Origin of the sequence: Amycolatopsis sp. QT-25, assembly GCF_029369745.1 — a bacterium.
In the GTDB taxonomy this organism is placed as follows: Bacteria; Actinomycetota; Actinomycetes; order Mycobacteriales; family Pseudonocardiaceae; genus Amycolatopsis.
Window position 1 is genome coordinate 6,889,796 of the sequence record NZ_CP120210.1, and the last position, 16,603, is coordinate 6,906,398.

The following is a 16,603-nucleotide window of genomic DNA, read 5'->3' on the forward strand; positions in this document are numbered from 1 at the left end:
ACGGCGTACTGGTCCGATCGGGTGTTGTCGTGTTTGCCCTATTGGTCTATACCTCTATCAGCAGTGAGTCTCCAGGTACCCGACCGGAGGTGCTCCATGAGTAAACGCCTGTCCAGAACCGTGCTCGGCGTGGCCGTCCTGAGCCTCGTGACGTTCGGCCTGCCCGCGACGGCGAGCGCGGGACAGCACGCCAAACCCGAACGGACCGTCACCGACGTCGTCCCCGCGCCCGTCGACGCGAAACCCGATCCTCGCGCGAACTTCCGGCTCAACCCCGCCACCGTCATCCGCACCGACCGCGAAGGCAGGCAGGTCGCCGAATACCTGGCCGGACTGCTCCGGCCCGCCACCGGCTACCGGTTGCCCGTGGTCACCGGCCACCGCGGCGGCGGCCCGGCCATCTCCCTCGAAACCGGTCGCGCGAGCGATCGGGTCGGCACCGAGGGCTACCAGCTCAAGGTCTCCTCTTCCGGCGTGAAGCTGACGGCGAACACCGACGAGGGACTGTTCCTCGGAGTGCAGACGCTGCGTCAGCTGCTCCCGTCGGCGATCGAAGCGAAGACCGTCCAGAAGCGGTCATGGGTGGTTTCGGGCGGCACAGTGCTCGACTATCCGCGCTTCGGCTACCGCAGCGCGATGCTCGACGTCGCCCGGCACTTCTTCACACCGGCGCAGGTCAAGCTCTACATCGACCAGATCGCGCAGTACAAGATCAACACCCTCCACCTGCACCTGAGCGACGACCAGGGCTGGCGGATCGAGATCAAGAGCTGGCCGAAGCTGGCGACCGTGGGCGGGCAGACGGCCGTCGGTGGCGCTCCCGGCGGCTACTACACGCAGGAGCAGTACAAGGACCTCGTGCGCTACGCGGCTTCGCGGCACATCACGATCGTTCCCGAAATCGACATGCCGGGGCACACCAACGCGGCCCAGCACTCCTACGCCGAACTGAACTGCGACGGGGTCGCGGTCCCGCCGCGTACCGACATCGAGGTCGGCTACAGCTCGCTGTGCATCAACAAGGACATCACCTACAAGTTCGTCGACGACGTCATCCGCGAACTTTCGGCGATCACCCCCGGCAAGTACCTCAACATCGGCGGTGACGAGGCCCACTCGACCACCCCGGCGGACTACCAGACCTTCGCCGCGAAGGTGCATCCGATCGTCGCGAAGTACGGCAAGACGATCACCGGCTGGCACGAAATCGCCAAGACGAAACCGCCGGTTTCGGCCGTTCCGCAGTTCTGGGGCACGACCGGTACGGACGCCAACGTGGCCGAGGCGGCGGCACGCGGCAACAAGATCCTGATGTCGCCGGCGAACAAGGCATACCTCGACATGAAGTACCACCCGCAGACGCCGCTCGGGCTGAGCTGGGCCGGGCTGATCGAGGTCAAAACCGGTTACGACTGGGATCCGGCCACGTTCCTGCAGGGTGTTTCGGAGAAGAACGTCATCGGCGTCGAGGCCCCACTGTGGTCGGAAACGCTGATCACCAGTGACAACATCGAGTTCATGGCGTTCCCGAGGCTGCCTGGGCACGCCGAGATCGGCTGGTCGCCGAAGGCTTCCCGGACCTGGGACGCCTACCGGCTCCGGCTGGCGAAGCAGAGCCCGCGGTGGGTCCAGCAGGGGATCGACTTCTACCGGTCCACGCAGGTCGACTGGAAGTAGAGCGCTACGACCGGTCCGTTCCTCGCGAAATTCGCGAGGAACGGACCGGTCCTCGTTCGGCCGCCGCGTCGAGGCGGGCGGTGATGGCGGCGCGGGCCAGCGCGTAGGGCTCCGTGCCGCCGAACATCACCGAATCGGCGTTCGCGGCCCGGCCCAGCGCGTTCAGTTCGAAGGCCAGTTGGTTCACGTCGACCGATTCCCGCAGGTGCCCCGCCTTCCGCGCCTCGGTGACGGTGGACCGGATGAACTGGGCGAAGCCCCGGCTCGCTTTCGCGACCGCGTCGTGGACCCGGCCGGTCCGCGCGTCGAACTCGGCGCCGGTGTTGAAGAAGAAGCAGCCGCCCGGGAAGACGCGGCGTTCCGAGTAGTCGAGCCAGTTCGCGCACAGCGCGCGCAGCCGGGTGATGCCCTGCTCGACCTCCAGTGTCGGCTCGACGACGTTTTCCGCGAAGATCGCGCTCGCCGTCTCGACCGCCGCGAGCTGCAGTTCCTCCTTGGAACCGAACAACGCGAACACCCCGGATTTGCTCAGTTCCAGCTCGGTGGCGAGCCTGCCGAGGGACAACCCGTCGAGGCCTTCGACGGACGCGATGTCGACGGCGCGCCGGAGCACGATCCGCCTCGTCGCGTCGCCGCGGGCCACCCGGCCGTCAACCGGCATTCCGTTCCTCTCGCCGCCGTTTCGCCGATTCCAGGCCGTCACGGTACTGCCGGGAAAGCGCGGGCGCCGCGAGCACCCGGTCCAACAGCGCCCAGTACGCGTCCCGGCGGTCGTCGTCCAGCGGGGCGACGTTGGTGAACGACGCGACGTACACCTCGGCGATCGTCGGATTCACCGGATCGCGTTCTTCGAGCGTCATCCGTCCCGTGGTGGGGACCTCGCCCGTCCGGAGCACCCGCAGGTACCAGCCGCTGCGGCCGGAGTCGATCATCGCCGGGATGACGTCCTTACGTCCCGTCTTCATCGCGAGCTTGAAGCACGGCGTCCGCGGCTGCGAAACCTGGACCAGCGCCTCTCCCCACGCCCAGACGTCATCGACACGCACGTCGTACTCATCGACACCGGTCACCGAAGCGTTCTCGCCGAAATCACCCGCGACCACCGGGAACCCCTGCTCCGACCAGGCCGCGTAGTGCGTCGCCGGGTAGACGTAAACAGCTTTGTCGACGCCGCCGTGGACGGTGCGATCCGCCTGGTCGTCACCGGCAAGATTGATCTCGTCCAGTTTCAGGAACGGTGCCTCCACTCGCGATTTCGCGATGGCGCTGTACACCGGGACGTCCCGTTTCGTCCCCAGCACCGACGGCCGCCCGACGAAGACCTCGTTCACTTCGAGTGTGCTCACCTCTAGAAGATAGCACGATCGTTCGTATACTTTGAGGCTCATGGACTTCCTCGCACTGACGACCCGGGCACATCACGTCACCGGAACCACGATCGCCGGAATCGGCGCGGACGATTGGGGCCGTCCGACCCCCTGCGCCGAATGGACCGTCCGCGACATCGTGAAGCACCTGATCGACAACAACGAGCACCGCGCCGCGCAGGCGACGGGTCTTCCCCGGAAGACCCGACCGACAGCGGACGGCGACCTCGCCAGGTCTTATGAGGAGAGTTCCGCCGAATTCCTCGCGGCCTTCGGCGCCCCCACGCTCGAAAAGATCTTCGACTTCGGGGACTTCGGTCCGCTCCCGGCAAAGAACGCCTTGGCCGTGCTGTTCGTCGACACGCTCACGCACAGTTGGGACCTTGGTACCGCCCTCGGCCGCGGATACCGTTGGGACGACGAATTGGCGACGGCCGCGTTGACCGTGGCGAGCCGCTACCCCGACGCGATGCCGGTGCGCGGGCCCGGTGGCGCCTTCGACCACGCCGTCGAAGCACCGCCGGGCGCCACGCCGGGCGACCGGCTCATCGCGTTGCTGGGCCGTTCGGCCCAGCCGATCCCTCATCGCTGAAACCGGGAGCAGGCCAAGAAGCGGCGTGCCGTCCACCGCTCTCCCGAGCCTTGAGTAGACAGCGTCTACGTCAGTTTGATAGACAGTGTCTACAAGATGAACTCGCGGTTACGGAGATCTGGATGGGCTACCAACGTTTCGTCGCGCTCGGCGACAGCTGCGCCGAAGGGCTGGCCGATCCGCATCCGTCGGGTGGCTTCTACCGCGGCTGGGCCGACTTCGTCGCGGCACGCCTCGCCGAAGACGAGCCCGGTTTCCGCTACGCCAATCTCGCGGTCCGCGGCCGCAGGCTCGACCAGATCCACGCCGAACAGAGCCCGGCGGCGACCAGGCTCCGGCCGGATCTGATCGCGTTGTTCGGCGGCGGCAACGACGTGATGAGCCGTGGCTGGGACGCGCGCACGGTCGCCCGGCGCGTCGACACGGCCATCCGCACCTGCACCGAGATCGCGCCGGTGGTCGTCACCTTCACCCTCAGTGACATCTCCCACCGCATGCCGATGGGTCATCGCATGCGCCCGCGCCTCACCGCGCTGAACGACGCCGTCCGCGAGGCGTCCGTCAGTTACGGCGCGACCCTCGTCGACCTGTGGCCGGACGACGCCGCGCACGATTCCCGTTATTTCGGCCCGGATCGGCTGCATCTTTCCGAACAGGGCCACCGCCGCCTGGCGGGGCACGTGCTCGGGAAACTCGGTGTCAGCCATGACCCGGCGTGGCTCGCCCCACTGCCCGGTTCGGCCGGGCGTCCCGGCCTGCGCGCGGATCTGCAGTGGCTGAAGCGGGAGGTCCTCCCGGTCGCGGTCACCCGCTTCCGCAATCGGATCGCCGGCCGCCAGCCGGGCGACGGTTTCCTGCCGAAACGCCCCGAACTCCTGCCCGTCCACGAGGAGACCCGGTCGTGGGCGCCCGAACCCGCTTGATCGACACCGCGGCGAACCTCCTGGCCGAAGAAGGCGTCGGCGCCGTGACGCTGCGCGGCATCGCCAAGGCCGCCGGTGTTTCGCACGGCGCGCCGCTACGGCATTTCTCCGGCCGCGCCGCCCTGCTCTCGGCGGTCGCCACCCGCGGCTACACCGAACTGCTCGATCGGGGCACCGGCCTGCCGGAGGGGACACCGCGCGAGCGGCTCGTCGCGGCCTGCCACGGTTACCTCGATTTCGCGCTGGCCCATCCGGCGATGTTCGAGCTGATGTTCCGTCGCGACCTCATCGACCCCGGCGATCCCGAGCTCGCGCGGGTGAGCAGCGCGGTGTTCGATTTCTTCGCCGCGATGGTCGCGGAACTGCAGGAAGGCGGCTGGCATCCGTCGACCGACCCACGGCTGCTCGCGTCCTCCCTGTGGGCGTCGCTGCACGGTCTCGCCCAGCTGTGGCTGTGGGGCGGGCTGGCGGGGGCGAGCTTCGCACCGTCACCGGAGAGGGCGCTGGCCGTCACGCTGGATGCCTATCTCGGGCCGTGAACAGACGCTCGGAGTCCTTTCCCGGTATGGATTCCGCGGCCCTGCCCGGTCACGGCCGAACACAGGAAGACGCCGCCGAGCGGAGCATCGCCGTCCGGGCCGGGAAAGAGCGCGGGTGGCGCACATCCCCGAGCAGCAGATCGGCCAGTTCACGGCCGGCGGACCCGAACAAGCGGCGTCACCGGGGAGCGTCCGTACCAAGGACGTCACAGGTCCGGTCGAAATCTTCAGGGGCCGGTCCGGCCCGGTTACCGTCGAACGGGTGCGCGTACACGATTTCCGGCCGCATGAGGTCGACGCCGTGCCCGGCGAGGCCGAACCGGCGATGGAAAGGGGACGCCGCCGCGAGCCTGTTCGGGCCCGCGCCGACCACCGCTACGTCGATCGCCATACCGCCCCCTTGCCGGGAGGCGGACATCCCGCCCGAATATTGTCGGACCTCTCTCCTAGATTGATCCGCTCCAACCCAATCAGGAAGGAGGGCCATGCCCGATCATGACACGCTGCTCGCGCGCGTCCGGAAACTCCTCGCGAAGGCGGAGGACCCGGCGGTCACCGAGGCCGAAGCCGAGTCGTACAACACCAAGGCCGCCGAACTGATCGCCCGGTACGGCATCGATCAGGCGTTGCTGGCCGCCTCCGGGGCGACGGCGGACGAGATCACCCAGATCATGATCCCGCTCGACAACCCGTACAGCCGGGACAAGGCCGGACTGCTCACGAACATCGCGCATCCGCTGCGCTGCCGGGCCCTGCTGCACCGGCTCGGCCAGTCGGTCACCGCGGTGACGGTGTTCGGCTTCCGCTCCGATCTGGAACGGACGGAACTGCTGTACACGAGCCTGCTGCTGCAGGCGACCACCCAGCTGACCCGGGTCCGCCCGGAGAACCGGGTGTTCGCGGGCGAATCCCTGGCCGCGTACCGGCGCACCTGGCTGCACGGTTTCTCCGGCGCGGTCTACGAACGGCTCCGCAACAGTGAGGACACCGCGGCCCGCACCCACACCACCGCGGCGGGTCATCGCTCCGCCGAACTGGTCATCCAGGACCGGACGGCGATGGTCAAACAGGCGTACGACGAACAGTACGGAGACCTGCGCTCGGCACCGCCGAGGCGGTTGTCCGGCAGCGGCTACCTCGACGGTCATTCCGCCGGCGAGCGCGCCAACCTCAACACCACCGGGATCACCGGACGGCGCCGCGCGCTGCCCGTGCGCTGACCGGCCGCACCACCTCGCACGGATGACGCCGTGCCCGAAAACCACCTCGTGAGAATCGCGTGTCCTCGGCTCTACTGAGGACATGATCGTGATCGAAGACCTGGCCACCCGGCCCGGCTTGCGCGAGCCCGCGCTCGCCCTCGGCGGTGTCGGCGGCGAATTCCTCCAGCACGACCCGGCCGGTCTGCTGGCGAAGTCGTCCCATCTCGCCGCCCGCTGGCCGGAATACTTCCTCATTCTGCTGGAAGACGATGTCCCGGTGGCGAGAGCGGCCGCCGTCCCGGTCGGCTTTCCGACGGCCGAACGTCCGGAACTGCCGGACCACGGCTGGGACGCCGCCTTGCTCTGGGCCGCCGAAGATCTGATGAGCACCCGTGAGACGAATACGCTGATCGCGCTCGAAGTGATGGTCGCGCCAGGCCGTCGTGGTGGCGGCCTGGCCACAAAAGCGTTGGAAGCATTGAGAAAGCGCGCCTGGGAAACAGGTATGCGCAAGCTCGTCGTGCCGGTCCGTCCGGCCGGGAAGGAGCATTCGCCAGCACTGTCCTTTGAGGACTACATCGCCCGTCGTCGCCCGGACGGGCTGCCGGAGGATCCGTGGCTGCGCACACATGAGCGGCTCGGCGCCCGGTTCGCCAAAGTGGCGCCGTTCGCGATGACGGTCACCGGCACCTTCGCCCAGTGGAAGGCGTGGACCGGCGTCGAACTCCGGGACGGCCTCACGGCCGTACCGGGCGGGATCGCGCCGGTGCTCGCTTCCTCGGCACTGGACCTCGGCGTCTACGTGGAGCCGAACGTCTGGTTGGAGCACCTGGTAGTTCAGCCCGGCACCTGCTAGATTTTTCTGGCATGTGCAGGAGTGCGGCATGACCGCCACCGGACCGTCCGGCGACGAGCTGCTGCGGCTACTGGGTGCGCTGGCGAATCCACACCGCTTGCGGATCGTCGCGGCGTTGCGCGCGGAGCGCGCGTACGTGAGTCAGTTGGCGCGAGAGCTCGGCATCAGCCGGGCGCTGTTGCAGCTCCACCTGCGCAAACTGGAGGCGGCCGGGCTCGTGTCGGCCGCACTGGAGCTGTCGGAGGACGGGAAGGCGATGAAGTTCTACGAGGTGAGTCCGTTCGTGGTCGAGCTGAGCCCGGACACCATCGCCGCCGCGGCGCCGACGCTGAGCACACCGGCACCCGGCAACGAGGGGGAACGACCGTGAAGTGGCATCAATGGCAGGAGGTCGCCGGGCTGATCGGCATCTTCGTGTTCCTCACCGTGGTGATCACGGTGGTCGTGTGGCAGTTCGGCGCGACCGTTCGGGCCAGGGGCGCCCTCGCGCGCGAACAGGAATACCGCAGGCTCGCCGAAAAAGCCGTGCGGGCGCAGGAAGAGACCGAACGCAAGCTCACCGAACTCGACGGACACCTCGCGGATCTGCGGAAAAGCGTGGGCACGGTCGAGCGAATCCTCAAGGAGGTCGACTAGACACCGCCAGACCACCGAGGAAAGGCCCTGGGCCGCCGAGCGGCAACTCGACGGCCCAGGAAAGAAGAAGCAAAAAACCTCGCCCGAGGCATCTCACTCCTTCACGCAAAGGACTGTAGTTCATGCTGCCCGAAAAGATCGCCGCCTGGTCCCTGCGGCACCGCGCGGTCACCCTCGTCGGCTGGGTCGCCCTCGTGGTGTTCGCCCTGCTGCCGGGAATGGTGCTGAACGGCGAAAGCCGGCGAAGCACCGATCCCGGTGAGTCCGGTCGCGCGCAGACCGCTTTGCACGCCCAGAACGCCTTCGAACCCTTACGCGAGAACGTCCTCGTCCAGGCGAAGGAACCCGGCTCACGACCGTTCGCCACCGACGAGGAACTCCGGCGGGCGACCGAAGACCTGGTCACCACCCTCACCCGATCCGGCTCCGTCACCGACGTGCGCTCACCGCTGGCCGCCGACGGCGCCGACCGGATCTCCGCCGACGGCGCGTCCGGCCTCGTCGGCTTCTCGATCGCCGGCGGGAAGAAGGACATCCGCCCGAACTTCGAAATCGCGGCCGCGCTGGTCGACGAGGTCGCTTCCCGGCATCCGTCGGCCCGGTTGGGCCAGTCCGGAGATCTCAGCCTGTCGACCGTGGTCGACAAGGGCATCCGGGAGGACGTCAAGCGGTCGGAACTGTTTTCGCTGCCACTGACCTTGATGATCCTGCTGATCGTCTTCGGTGCGCTGGTCGCGGCGTCGGTCCCGTTGCTGCTGGCGGGCACGACCGTCGCGGCGACCTTCGGCTTCCTGTCCGTCGTCGACGACTTCACCCCGATCAACAGCGCGACGACGGTGATCACCCTGCTCATCGGGATGGCGGTGGGCGTCGACTATTCGCTGTTCTTCCTCAGGCGGCAGCGAGAAGAACGCGCGCGTGGCCACTCCGTCAACGACTCGATCCGCAGTGCGGCGCGGACGTCCGGACACGTCGTGGTCGTCTCCGGCGTCACGGTCGTCCTGTGCGTGAGCGGACTGGTGTTCACCGGACTCGACAACTTCACCGGTCTCGCGATCAGCACGGCGTTCGTGGTCGGATTAGCCGTACTCGGCGCGGTCACCGTGCTGCCGGCCCTGCTTTCGCTGCTGGGCGACAAGGTCGACCGCGGCCGGATTCCCTGGCTGGGCAAGCGCCGCACCGCGGCGGAGAAGTCACGGTTCTGGTCCGCGACGGCCCGGGTCGTCACCCGGCGGCCGTCACTGTGGGGAGGGCTCGCGGTGGCGCTGCTGATCCTGCTCACGCTGCCCGCGCTCGGCATGCGGCTGCAGGATCCGACACCGGCGGAGAGCCTGCCGCGGTCGGTCGCGACGATCGACGCCGCCGTCCGCACCCAGGAAGCCTTCCCGGGAGTCGTCTACCCCGCGACGGTGGTGCTGACGGCGGAAAACGGCGGCCCGGTCGACAGCCCGGCGCTGCGGTCGGCGATCACGGATCTCGACCGGCGGATCGGGGAGACCTCCGGCGTGCTGAACAAACCCGTCGCGGTGGCGAACGTCGACGACGCCGTGGTCGTCCGCGTCCCGCTGTCGGGCGCGGGCCGCGACGCGGAAGCCGATGCCGCACTGGCGAAGCTGCGCACCGAGGTACTTCCCGAGACGATCGGCGAGGTGGGCGGCGTCGAGTTCGCGGTTTCGGGCCGCACGGCGAGCGCCCGCGACTTCGCCGACCGGGTCGTCGAGCGGATGCCGCTGGTGTTCGGGTTCGTCCTGCTGGCGGCGTTCGTGTTGCTGCTGCTGGCTTTCCGGTCCGTGGCGGTGGCGCTGGGGTCGATCCTGCTGAACCTGCTGTCGATCGGCGCGGCCTACGGCGTGCTCACCTGGATCTTCCAGGACGGCCATTTCGCTTCCCTGCTGGGATTCACCCCGTACGGCGGAGTCGTCGGCTGGCTGCCGATGTTCATGTTCGTCCTGCTGTTCGGGCTGAGCATGGACTATCACATCTTCATCCTCAGCCGCATCCGTGAACGCCGGGCCGAAGGCGCCGTCACCGCGATCGTCCAAGGCACCGGCACCAGCGCGGGAGTGATCAGTGGCGCGGCGGTGATCATGGTCGGGGTGTTCAGCGTCTTCATCACCCTGAGCGCGATCGAATACAAGATGCTGGGCGTCGGGATGGCGGTCGCCGTGCTGATCGACGCCACCCTGGTCCGTGGCGTACTGCTGCCCGCCTTCCTGGCCTCGCTGGGAGAACGGGCCTGGCGGCGTGACCGTAAATCCGTGGCCCCCGAACGCGACCCGGAACTATCGTCGCCGCATGCCTGACGCGCTCTTCGCCCACGCCCGGCTCGCATCGATCTACGACGCCTTCGACGGCGCTCGCGACGACCTGGATCACTACCTCGCCATCATCGGCGAACTCGGGGCGAAGAGAGTGCTCGATGTCGGCTGCGGCACCGGTTGTCTGGCCGTGCTCCTGGCCGGGCGCGGGATCGAGGTCGTGGGAGTCGATCCGGCCGAGGCGTCGCTGAAGATCGCGAAGGCCAAGGATCCGGAAGGGAGGATCACCTGGATCCACGGTGACGCGAAGGCCGTGGGCGCGGCGGGCGCCGATCTCGCGGCGATGACCGGGAACGTGCCCAGGTCTTCCTGACCGACGACGACTGGCGCCGGACCCTCGAAGGCGTCCGCACCGCGTTGGTACCCGGTGGTCACCTGGTGTTCGAGATCCGGCGCCCCGGTCGCCGCGCGTGGGAGGACTGGGCCGCCGACACCGCGCACGTCGTCATCGACGTCCCCGGCGTCGGCGAAGTCGAGCAATGGCGCGAAGTCACCGAGGTGGACCTCCCGTTCGTGTCGTTCCGGTACAGCTACCGGTTCGCCGACGGCGAGGTCGTCACCTCGGACTCGAAGCTGTGGTTCCGCGAACGCGACGAACTCGAATCCTTGCTGGCCGAACACGGCTTTCGCGTCCTGGACGTCCGGGACGCCCCCGACCGTCCAGGACGCGAATACGTGTTCATCGCTCAGCGTGACTAAAGGATCTCCCCGTCCGGAACGGTTTTCGGCCCGGTGATCTTCACATCGCCCCGGACGACGACGTTCTTCCCGAAGGTGACGTCACCGTCCACCGCGAGGCTCGTGCACTCCTTCAGCGAAGGCGCGGAAGGGATACGCGCGTCGAAGTCCGGCAGGAGCTTGTAGAACTCCTTGCTCAGCGACACCACCGGCGGGGTGGTGAACTCCGGGATCATCTCCCCGCCCTCGTCGAGTACGTACGCGTCGGACCGGACGACGAGCAGGTCGTCGGTGGTCTTCACCGGCGCGAAGCGGCTTCGCGGGATCTCGATGGCCCGCGCGCCCTCGACCGAGCCGATCGCCGCGCCCATCGCCGTCTCGAGCTGGATCACCGGCGTACTGGCCGAATCGGCCGGGTCGACGGTCTTCCGGTTCACGATCAGCGGCAGCTGGGGCGCGGCCGGGTCGGCGTCCTGCAGGGCCTTCAGCCGCTCGAGGTCCACCCAGATGTTGTTGGTGTTGTAGAACCGCCATTTGCCGACGTCGCCGAACGAGTCGTCGCCGTCGGGGACCTGGGCGGATTCACGCAGGACGATCCTGCCCCCGCGCCGCGCGAGGTGCCCGCCCTTGCGGTCTGCCGCGGTGCCGAGCACGGTCTCCATCGCGAACGGGACGTTCTCGCTCGCGAGCCACGCGGCGATCCGCGCGTCCGGCAGCGCGCCGAGATTGTCTGCGTTGGACACGAAACACCAGCGGATGCCCTCCGCCAGCAATGTTTCGAGCATCCCGCTCACCGCGAGCGCGATGTAGATGTCGCCGTGTCCCGGCGGGCACCATTCGAGTTCCGGGTTCGCGGGCCAGGCGACGGGCCGCCCGTCGGCGGTGATCTTCGGTTCGCGGCCCTGCAGGAAGTCGGCCGGGATGACGTCGTCGGCGAGATCGGGATACTTCTTCAGCAACTCCAGCGAAGGTTCGCGGGTGCCCGCCGAGTTCATCAGGATCAGCGGAAGCCGTGCGTCGTACTTCTCGCGGGTCGAAAGCACCTGCATGGCGATGACGTCGAGGAACGTCTTCCCCGGCTTGATCTCCAGCAGCGACTTCGGCCCGGTGAGCCCCATGCTCGTGCCCAGCCCGCCGTTGAGCTTCAGCACGGCGGTGCGGTCCAGCACCCGGCGCGCTTCTTCGGCGTCCGGCTCGGGCAGGTCGACGAGCCTGCTGATGTCCTCGAGCGGTTCGAGCTCGTTGCCCGGCAATTGGCCGGCGCCGGGTTCGGACATCTGCTCGAGACGCCGTCGCAGGGCCGCCAGCTCCATGGCGTGGGCTCCCGCGGAACGCATTTTCGCCAGCGTTTCGGCGAACTGATCGGACAGGTGCGCGTCAGAGCTCATTGTGCCCTTTCTGAACCACTGCGTCGGGGCGTCAGTCTATTACCGGTCGAGGCGCTAGGCCTTGCTCCGGGGTCAGTACCCCGGTCATGCGGACGTCATGCGGTTCCGCGGGCAACTCACGCACGAGTTCCGCGTCACGGACGACGGCGATCAGCGCGGCGCCAGGCGCGGCGAAGGCCAGCGACCGGTCGTAGTAACCGGCGCCGCGGCCGAGCCGGACGCCTTCGTCGTCGACGGCGAGCGCGGGGATCAGCACCAGATCGGCCGTCCCCAGCGTGTCGGGACCGAGGCGGCGCCCCGTCGGTTCGAGCAGCCCCCGCAACCTGCCCGGCCCAAGACTCGTCGGGTCTTCGTAGACGGCCCACTCCAGCGGTCCCGGCGCCTCGGGGACGATCGGCAGTAACACACGTTTGCCCAGGTCGAGAAGTTGATCAAGCAGTGCCGTCGAACCCGGTTCGGTACCGAACGGGACGTAGGCGCAGACGATCTCACCCGGCAGCCGAGCGGCCGCGACGGTGAGCTGCGCGGCCTCCCGCAGCCGCTCTTCCTCCACCTGCGAACGTCGTTCGGCGGTTATCCGGGAACGCCACTCCGCTTTGCTCGGGTGTTCATTGCCAGGCTCGACCACGCGGTCAGGTTAGGCTTCACGTCTATGACAGGCGCAGCGACCACCCCGGCGGCACGGACCACGAGGAGCTTGCCCGATCGGGCGATTTCCGCGGCTTCGGACCGCATCATTCCTGGTAACGGTGGTGAACTTCAGTTCACCGACGGGCTTTTACCGCGTGCCTGGTCGAACGAACGGATCGAGATCCCCCAGTCATGACGGAGTCCATCGCCGAGGCAGCCGAGACCGAAGACGCGGGACAGTTCCGTTCCGTCGAGGAGCAGATCGCGCTGACCCTGGACGCCGCGGTGCGCCCGCGCCCGGTGCGGGTCGCCATCTCCGAGGCCCAAGGTCTCCTGTGCGCCGAAGAAGTCGTCGCCGAACACGCGTTGCCCGGTTTCGACCAGGCGGCCGTCGACGGCTACGCGGTACGAAGCGTCGATGTCCGCACCGCGGCCCAAGAGCCGGTGCAGTTGCCGGTGGTCGGTGAGATCGCGGCCGGTTCCCGCCAGCCGCGGCGGCTCCAGCCGGGCCAGGCCGTACGGGTCGACACCGGGGCGCCGCTGCCCACGCTCGCCGACGCCGTCGTCCCGACCGCCTACACCGACGGTCACCAGGCCAAGGTCACCGTGCACAAGTCCGTGCCGTCGGCAGGCTACGTCCGCCGGACCGGCGAGGACGTGCAGATCGGCGACGTCGCCGTACGCAAGGGCGACACCATCGGCTCGGCCCAGGTCGGGCTGCTCGCCGCGGTCGGCCGGGCGAAGGTCCTGGTCTACCCGCGGCCGCGGGTTTCGATCGTGTCCGTCGGCGACGAACTGGTCGACATCGACCGGACCCCGTCGGTCGGGCAGGTCTACGACGTCAACTCCTACGCGCTGTCCGCCGCCGCGCGCGACGCGGGCGCCGAAGTCAGTCGCGTCGGCATCGTCGCCGGCGATCCGAAACGACTGCGCGAGATCGTCGAAGGCCGTCTGCTGATGTCGGAGATCGTCGTCGTCGCGGGCGGAGCCGGCGGAAGCGCGGGCGACGAGGTGCACGCGGCGCTGTCCGACCTCGGCCACATCGACCTGACCCGCGTCGCCATGCACCCCGGTTCGGTTCAGGGCTTCGGCAGACTCGGCCCCGATTCGGTGCCGACGTTCCTGATCCCCGGCAATCCGATGAGCGCGCTGGTCGTGTTCGAGGTCCTGGTCCGCCCGCTCATCCGCGCCGCACGCGGCACCCGCAACCCGCACCGCCGGATCGTCGGCGCGCGGCTGCTCTCCCCGATCACCTCGACCAAGGGCCGCAAGGGTTTCCTGCGTGGACAACTTCTGCGTGACGAGGGCAACGGCGAGTACCTGGTGCAGCCGCTCGGCACCTCCGGCGCGCATCTGCTGGCGTCGCTGGCCGAGGCGAACTGCCTGATCAACATCGACGAAGACCTCACCGAGGTCGCCGCGGGCGAGCAGGTCAAGGTGACCTTCCTGGCCCAGCGGGCGTAATGGGCGCACCGATTTCCGGCGTCGCGTATCCGATCGAGAGCAGGCATCCGGGCTGGCCCGCGAAGCTGGGGCCGCTCCGGGTGCCCGCCGGGATCCTCGCCGTCCGGCCGGTTCGGTTACGGGACGCCGGCGAATGGAGCCGCGTCCGGTTGCGGGACCGCGAGCACCTCGAAATGTGGGAACCGACCGGTGTCGGGCCGTGGCCGGATCGCAACGCGTACTGGTCGTGGCCGTCACAATGGCTGGCTCTGCGCGGGTTGGCCCGGCGCGGGCAATGTCTCCCCTTCACCATCACGGTGGATGGGCGCTTCGCCGGGCAGATCACTGTGGGTAACGTCATACGGGCGTCGCTTCGTTCCGCCTGGATCGGCTACTGGGTGTCATCGGACATCGTCCGGGGTGGCGTGGCGACCGGCGCCGTCGCCCTCGTCACCGACCACGCCTTCGCCTTCGGCGGGCTGCACCGGCTCGAGGCGACCGTTCGTCCCGAAAACACGCCCAGCCTGCGAGTTCTCACCAAAGCCGGGTATCGAAAAGAAGGCCTTTTCGAGCGATATCTCGATGTCGCGGGCGGCTGGCGTGACCACTTCTGTTACGCCGTCACCAAGGAGGAGACCGGTGACGGATTGGTGTCGCGGCTCATCGCGCAAGGCATCGCGGAGCGCGTTTGACCCCGTCACCGGGCCGTTCCGCCGATCGCGTTACCACAACCTGTGAGTTTCACCTAATTCGGTGAGGCATTTTCCGTGATCGAAACCGGCGAGTCTGCGCGGCGTGTGTGACTGTTGTGGCTAGCGTGACTACAGCAGTGGATCGGGGGAGGTGACGGGAGATGCCCAGTTCGGTGATCATCGTCGCGCTCGCAGCGGCATGGCTCGTCGTTCTCGTGCCCATGGTCGCCCGTAAGCGCCAGCAGGTCGCGCGGACGACGGACTCGGCCTTGGCGGCGCGAGTCGTGCGGAGTGGGAGCACGCGCCACGAGGGACCGGAGGAGTTCGCGATGGCGGAGAACACGGAACCATCGGTAGAAGACGACCTGGCCGAACTGGAGGCGGAGCTCGACGCCGACCTCGAAGACGAGGCACCGGAAGCCGAACCGCTTCCCCAGCCCTCGCGCGCGGCCCGTCCCGAAAGAGACCGCCAAGGCGCCGGCTACCGGCCGGGCCGGGGCGGTTTCGACCCGGAGGCGGCGGACATGGCCGCCCGCGCCAAATACGCGTTCCGGCAACGGGTCGTCATCGCTCTCCTGGCGCTGGTCGTCACCACCGCGGCCGTCGCCGGCTTCCTGACCCCGACGGTCTGGTGGGCCAACGGTGTCGTCGACGCCGTCCTCATCGGCTACCTCGCGTACCTACGCCGCCAGGTCCGTATCGAAAACGAGATCCGGCAGCGCCGCCTCGCCCGCTTCAACAACAGCCGCGCCCCGCACCACCCGGCGAACACCGGCGACGAAACCCACGAGTCCCGCGACGACGTCGAAGTCACCGCCGCCGAACGCCCGCCCGCCGTGCAACGCAAACCGTCCCCGACGTCCCGTCTCCGGCGCCAAGCCGTCGTCGTCGACCTCGACGACGAGGATCCGGCCTTCCACGAGCTCGACGAGCCCGGGACCAGGCCTTTCCGCCAAGCTGTCGGAGAGTGACCCCCCTCGTCGGGAGCTCCGTAGACCACTGATAGGCTCATGGAGCTCCCAATGAGGGGTCAAGCTTCACCAGGGGCTGTAGCGCAGTTGGTAGCGCGTCTCGTTCGCATCGAGAAGGTCAGGGGTTCGATTCCCCTCAGCTCCACACATGAAGTTGCAGATGAACCCCCTAAGAGCCCGGAAAACCCAGGTCAGGCGCTCGTAGGGGGTTCATCTGTGTCGGGGGTTTGGTCGGGGCACGTTGGGTCGTTTACTAGAATCTCGGCCGGGCTGTCTGGATCTTGATCCGGGTCGCCATCCAGGCTTCTTGCGAGCTCAACGAGGACTTTGGCGATCTTGTGCGCGTCTGGCGGATCGTGTCGCACACCCCGAATCCGGACCTTTGACACATGGGTTCGGGGCTTGCGTCCCCGCCTCTTTGGTTTGGCCACCAGAGTCACCACCATGTCGCGACGGTCGTAGGTCACGCAGATGGGGACGAGGACTTCGCTGTTCGTCATCGAGGCTGCTGACACTGATCTCGATCTCTCGTCAAGGATAAACTCGCGGCATTCGGATGTCTCCTTTTGTGAAGCGCCGCAGGTTGGCTGTTTCGGTGGGCGCCCAGCTCGTGCACGGGCCGTTCCGGCCTGGTAGCCCAGCGATGAGTTCCTGGACCTGATCGGCGTGGAGTTGGCGGGCCTACGTGGTT

The 16,603-nt window shown here is 68.1% G+C and carries 17 protein-coding genes, 1 tRNA gene and 1 pseudogene; 14 read left to right on the top strand and 5 right to left on the bottom strand.

Going from position 1 to position 16,603, the window contains the following annotated elements; all coding sequences use genetic code 11:
- Positions 1–96: 96 nt before the first annotated feature.
- Complete coding sequence (locus P3102_RS32145; protein WP_276364312.1) at positions 97–1,677, top strand: beta-N-acetylhexosaminidase; 1,581 nt, start codon at positions 97–99, stop codon at positions 1,675–1,677.
- A gap of 4 nt (positions 1,678–1,681) precedes the next feature.
- Here the strand turns inward: P3102_RS32145 and P3102_RS32150 are convergent, their stop codons facing one another.
- Complete coding sequence (locus P3102_RS32150) at positions 1,682–2,338, bottom strand: TetR/AcrR family transcriptional regulator (protein WP_276364313.1); 657 nt, start codon at positions 2,336–2,338, stop codon at positions 1,682–1,684.
- Entirely contained in the window at positions 2,328–3,023 is a 696-nt protein-coding gene (locus P3102_RS32155; protein ID WP_276364315.1) for an MOSC domain-containing protein, read from the bottom strand. The genes P3102_RS32150 and P3102_RS32155 overlap by 11 nt, the downstream gene beginning before the upstream one ends.
- A gap of 40 nt (positions 3,024–3,063) precedes the next feature.
- Between P3102_RS32155 and P3102_RS32160 the strand changes: the two genes are divergently transcribed.
- From P3102_RS32160 to P3102_RS32170, 3 genes are all read left to right on the top strand, one after another.
- The gene (locus P3102_RS32160) at positions 3,064–3,636 is read left to right on the top strand and encodes a TIGR03086 family metal-binding protein (RefSeq protein ID WP_276364316.1); all 573 of its coding nucleotides are present in this window, start codon (positions 3,064–3,066) and stop codon (positions 3,634–3,636) included.
- 122 nt (positions 3,637–3,758) lie between these two features.
- Positions 3,759–4,559, top strand: a complete 801-nt coding sequence (locus P3102_RS32165; protein ID WP_276364318.1) for an SGNH/GDSL hydrolase family protein — start codon at positions 3,759–3,761, stop codon at positions 4,557–4,559.
- Positions 4,538–5,098, top strand: a complete 561-nt coding sequence (locus tag P3102_RS32170) for a TetR/AcrR family transcriptional regulator (protein ID WP_276364319.1) — start codon at positions 4,538–4,540, stop codon at positions 5,096–5,098. The genes P3102_RS32165 and P3102_RS32170 overlap by 22 nt, the downstream gene beginning before the upstream one ends.
- Before the next feature lie 178 nt (positions 5,099–5,276).
- On the opposite strand, the gene P3102_RS32175 is transcribed toward P3102_RS32170, so the two are convergent.
- Positions 5,277–5,489 carry a hypothetical protein gene (locus tag P3102_RS32175; protein ID WP_276364321.1) on the bottom strand — a complete coding sequence of 71 codons (213 nt, stop codon included), beginning with the start codon at positions 5,487–5,489 and terminating at the stop codon, positions 5,277–5,279.
- Between the two features lie 94 nt (positions 5,490–5,583).
- On the opposite strand from P3102_RS32175, the gene P3102_RS32180 reads away from it, so the two are divergent.
- From P3102_RS32180 to P3102_RS32205, 6 genes and pseudogenes are all read left to right on the top strand, one after another.
- A complete protein-coding gene (locus P3102_RS32180; protein ID WP_125782440.1) occupies positions 5,584–6,318 on the top strand; it encodes a DUF2786 domain-containing protein in 735 nt (244 codons plus the stop codon).
- A gap of 82 nt (positions 6,319–6,400) precedes the next feature.
- A complete protein-coding gene (locus P3102_RS32185) occupies positions 6,401–7,156 on the top strand; it encodes a GNAT family N-acetyltransferase (protein ID WP_276364324.1) in 756 nt (251 codons plus the stop codon).
- Positions 7,157–7,184: 28 nt separating this feature from the next.
- Positions 7,185–7,526 (top strand): metalloregulator ArsR/SmtB family transcription factor, encoded by a 342-nt coding sequence (locus tag P3102_RS32190; protein WP_276364325.1) that lies wholly within the window; start codon positions 7,185–7,187, stop codon positions 7,524–7,526.
- Positions 7,523–7,792 carry a hypothetical protein gene (locus P3102_RS32195; protein WP_276364327.1) on the top strand — a complete coding sequence of 90 codons (270 nt, stop codon included), beginning with the start codon at positions 7,523–7,525 and terminating at the stop codon, positions 7,790–7,792. The genes P3102_RS32190 and P3102_RS32195 overlap by 4 nt, the downstream gene beginning before the upstream one ends.
- A 122-nt stretch (positions 7,793–7,914) precedes the next feature.
- On the top strand, positions 7,915–10,095 hold the full coding sequence (locus P3102_RS32200; RefSeq protein ID WP_276364328.1) for an MMPL family transporter: 2,181 nt from the start codon (positions 7,915–7,917) through the stop codon (positions 10,093–10,095).
- Positions 10,088–10,809: pseudogene (locus P3102_RS32205) on the top strand (class I SAM-dependent methyltransferase). The gene P3102_RS32200 and the pseudogene P3102_RS32205 overlap by 8 nt, the downstream one beginning before the upstream one ends.
- Here the strand turns inward: P3102_RS32205 and P3102_RS32210 are convergent.
- Together P3102_RS32210 and P3102_RS32215 are read right to left on the bottom strand one after the other, a co-directional pair.
- Positions 10,806–12,176: a UTP--glucose-1-phosphate uridylyltransferase gene (locus P3102_RS32210; RefSeq protein WP_276364330.1), complete on the bottom strand. Its 1,371-nt coding sequence runs from the start codon at positions 12,174–12,176 to the stop codon at positions 10,806–10,808. The pseudogene P3102_RS32205 and the gene P3102_RS32210 overlap by 4 nt on opposite strands.
- Before the next feature lie 31 nt (positions 12,177–12,207).
- Positions 12,208–12,804 carry a 5-formyltetrahydrofolate cyclo-ligase gene (locus tag P3102_RS32215; protein WP_276364332.1) on the bottom strand — a complete coding sequence of 199 codons (597 nt, stop codon included), beginning with the start codon at positions 12,802–12,804 and terminating at the stop codon, positions 12,208–12,210.
- Positions 12,805–12,998: 194 nt separating this feature from the next.
- On the opposite strand from P3102_RS32215, the gene glp reads away from it, so the two are divergent.
- From glp to P3102_RS32235, 4 genes are all read left to right on the top strand, one after another.
- Positions 12,999–14,270 (top strand): gephyrin-like molybdotransferase Glp, encoded by a 1,272-nt coding sequence (gene glp, locus P3102_RS32220; protein WP_276364333.1) that lies wholly within the window; start codon positions 12,999–13,001, stop codon positions 14,268–14,270.
- Positions 14,270–14,941 (top strand): GNAT family protein, encoded by a 672-nt coding sequence (locus P3102_RS32225; protein WP_276364335.1) that lies wholly within the window; start codon positions 14,270–14,272, stop codon positions 14,939–14,941. The genes glp and P3102_RS32225 overlap by 1 nt, the downstream gene beginning before the upstream one ends.
- A 161-nt stretch (positions 14,942–15,102) precedes the next feature.
- Complete coding sequence (gene glpR / locus P3102_RS32230) at positions 15,103–15,912, top strand: gephyrin-like molybdotransferase receptor GlpR (RefSeq protein WP_276364336.1); 810 nt, start codon at positions 15,103–15,105, stop codon at positions 15,910–15,912.
- A gap of 72 nt (positions 15,913–15,984) precedes the next feature.
- Positions 15,985–16,057 (top strand) — tRNA-Ala (locus P3102_RS32235).
- Positions 16,058–16,603: the final 546 nt, after the last annotated feature.

Excerpts from the sequence above, each read along its gene's own strand:
- P3102_RS32145 (WP_276364312.1), top strand. The coding sequence starts at position 97 with ATGAGTAAACGCCTGTCCAGAACCGTGCTCGGCGTGGCCGTCCTGAGC.
- P3102_RS32150 (WP_276364313.1), bottom strand. The coding sequence starts at position 2,338 with ATGCCGGTTGACGGCCGGGTGGCCCGCGGCGACGCGACGAGGCGGATC.
- P3102_RS32160 (WP_276364316.1), top strand. The coding sequence starts at position 3,064 with ATGGACTTCCTCGCACTGACGACCCGGGCACATCACGTCACCGGAACC.
- P3102_RS32165 (WP_276364318.1), top strand. The coding sequence starts at position 3,759 with ATGGGCTACCAACGTTTCGTCGCGCTCGGCGACAGCTGCGCCGAAGGG.
- P3102_RS32175 (WP_276364321.1), bottom strand. The coding sequence starts at position 5,489 with ATGGCGATCGACGTAGCGGTGGTCGGCGCGGGCCCGAACAGGCTCGCG.
- P3102_RS32180 (WP_125782440.1), top strand. The coding sequence starts at position 5,584 with ATGCCCGATCATGACACGCTGCTCGCGCGCGTCCGGAAACTCCTCGCG.
- P3102_RS32185 (WP_276364324.1), top strand. The coding sequence starts at position 6,401 with ATGATCGTGATCGAAGACCTGGCCACCCGGCCCGGCTTGCGCGAGCCC.
- P3102_RS32190 (WP_276364325.1), top strand. The coding sequence starts at position 7,185 with ATGACCGCCACCGGACCGTCCGGCGACGAGCTGCTGCGGCTACTGGGT.
- P3102_RS32200 (WP_276364328.1), top strand. The coding sequence starts at position 7,915 with ATGCTGCCCGAAAAGATCGCCGCCTGGTCCCTGCGGCACCGCGCGGTC.
- P3102_RS32210 (WP_276364330.1), bottom strand. The coding sequence starts at position 12,176 with ATGAGCTCTGACGCGCACCTGTCCGATCAGTTCGCCGAAACGCTGGCG.
- glp (WP_276364333.1), top strand. The coding sequence starts at position 12,999 with ATGACGGAGTCCATCGCCGAGGCAGCCGAGACCGAAGACGCGGGACAG.
- P3102_RS32225 (WP_276364335.1), top strand. The coding sequence starts at position 14,270 with ATGGGCGCACCGATTTCCGGCGTCGCGTATCCGATCGAGAGCAGGCAT.
- glpR (WP_276364336.1), top strand. The coding sequence starts at position 15,103 with ATGCCCAGTTCGGTGATCATCGTCGCGCTCGCAGCGGCATGGCTCGTC.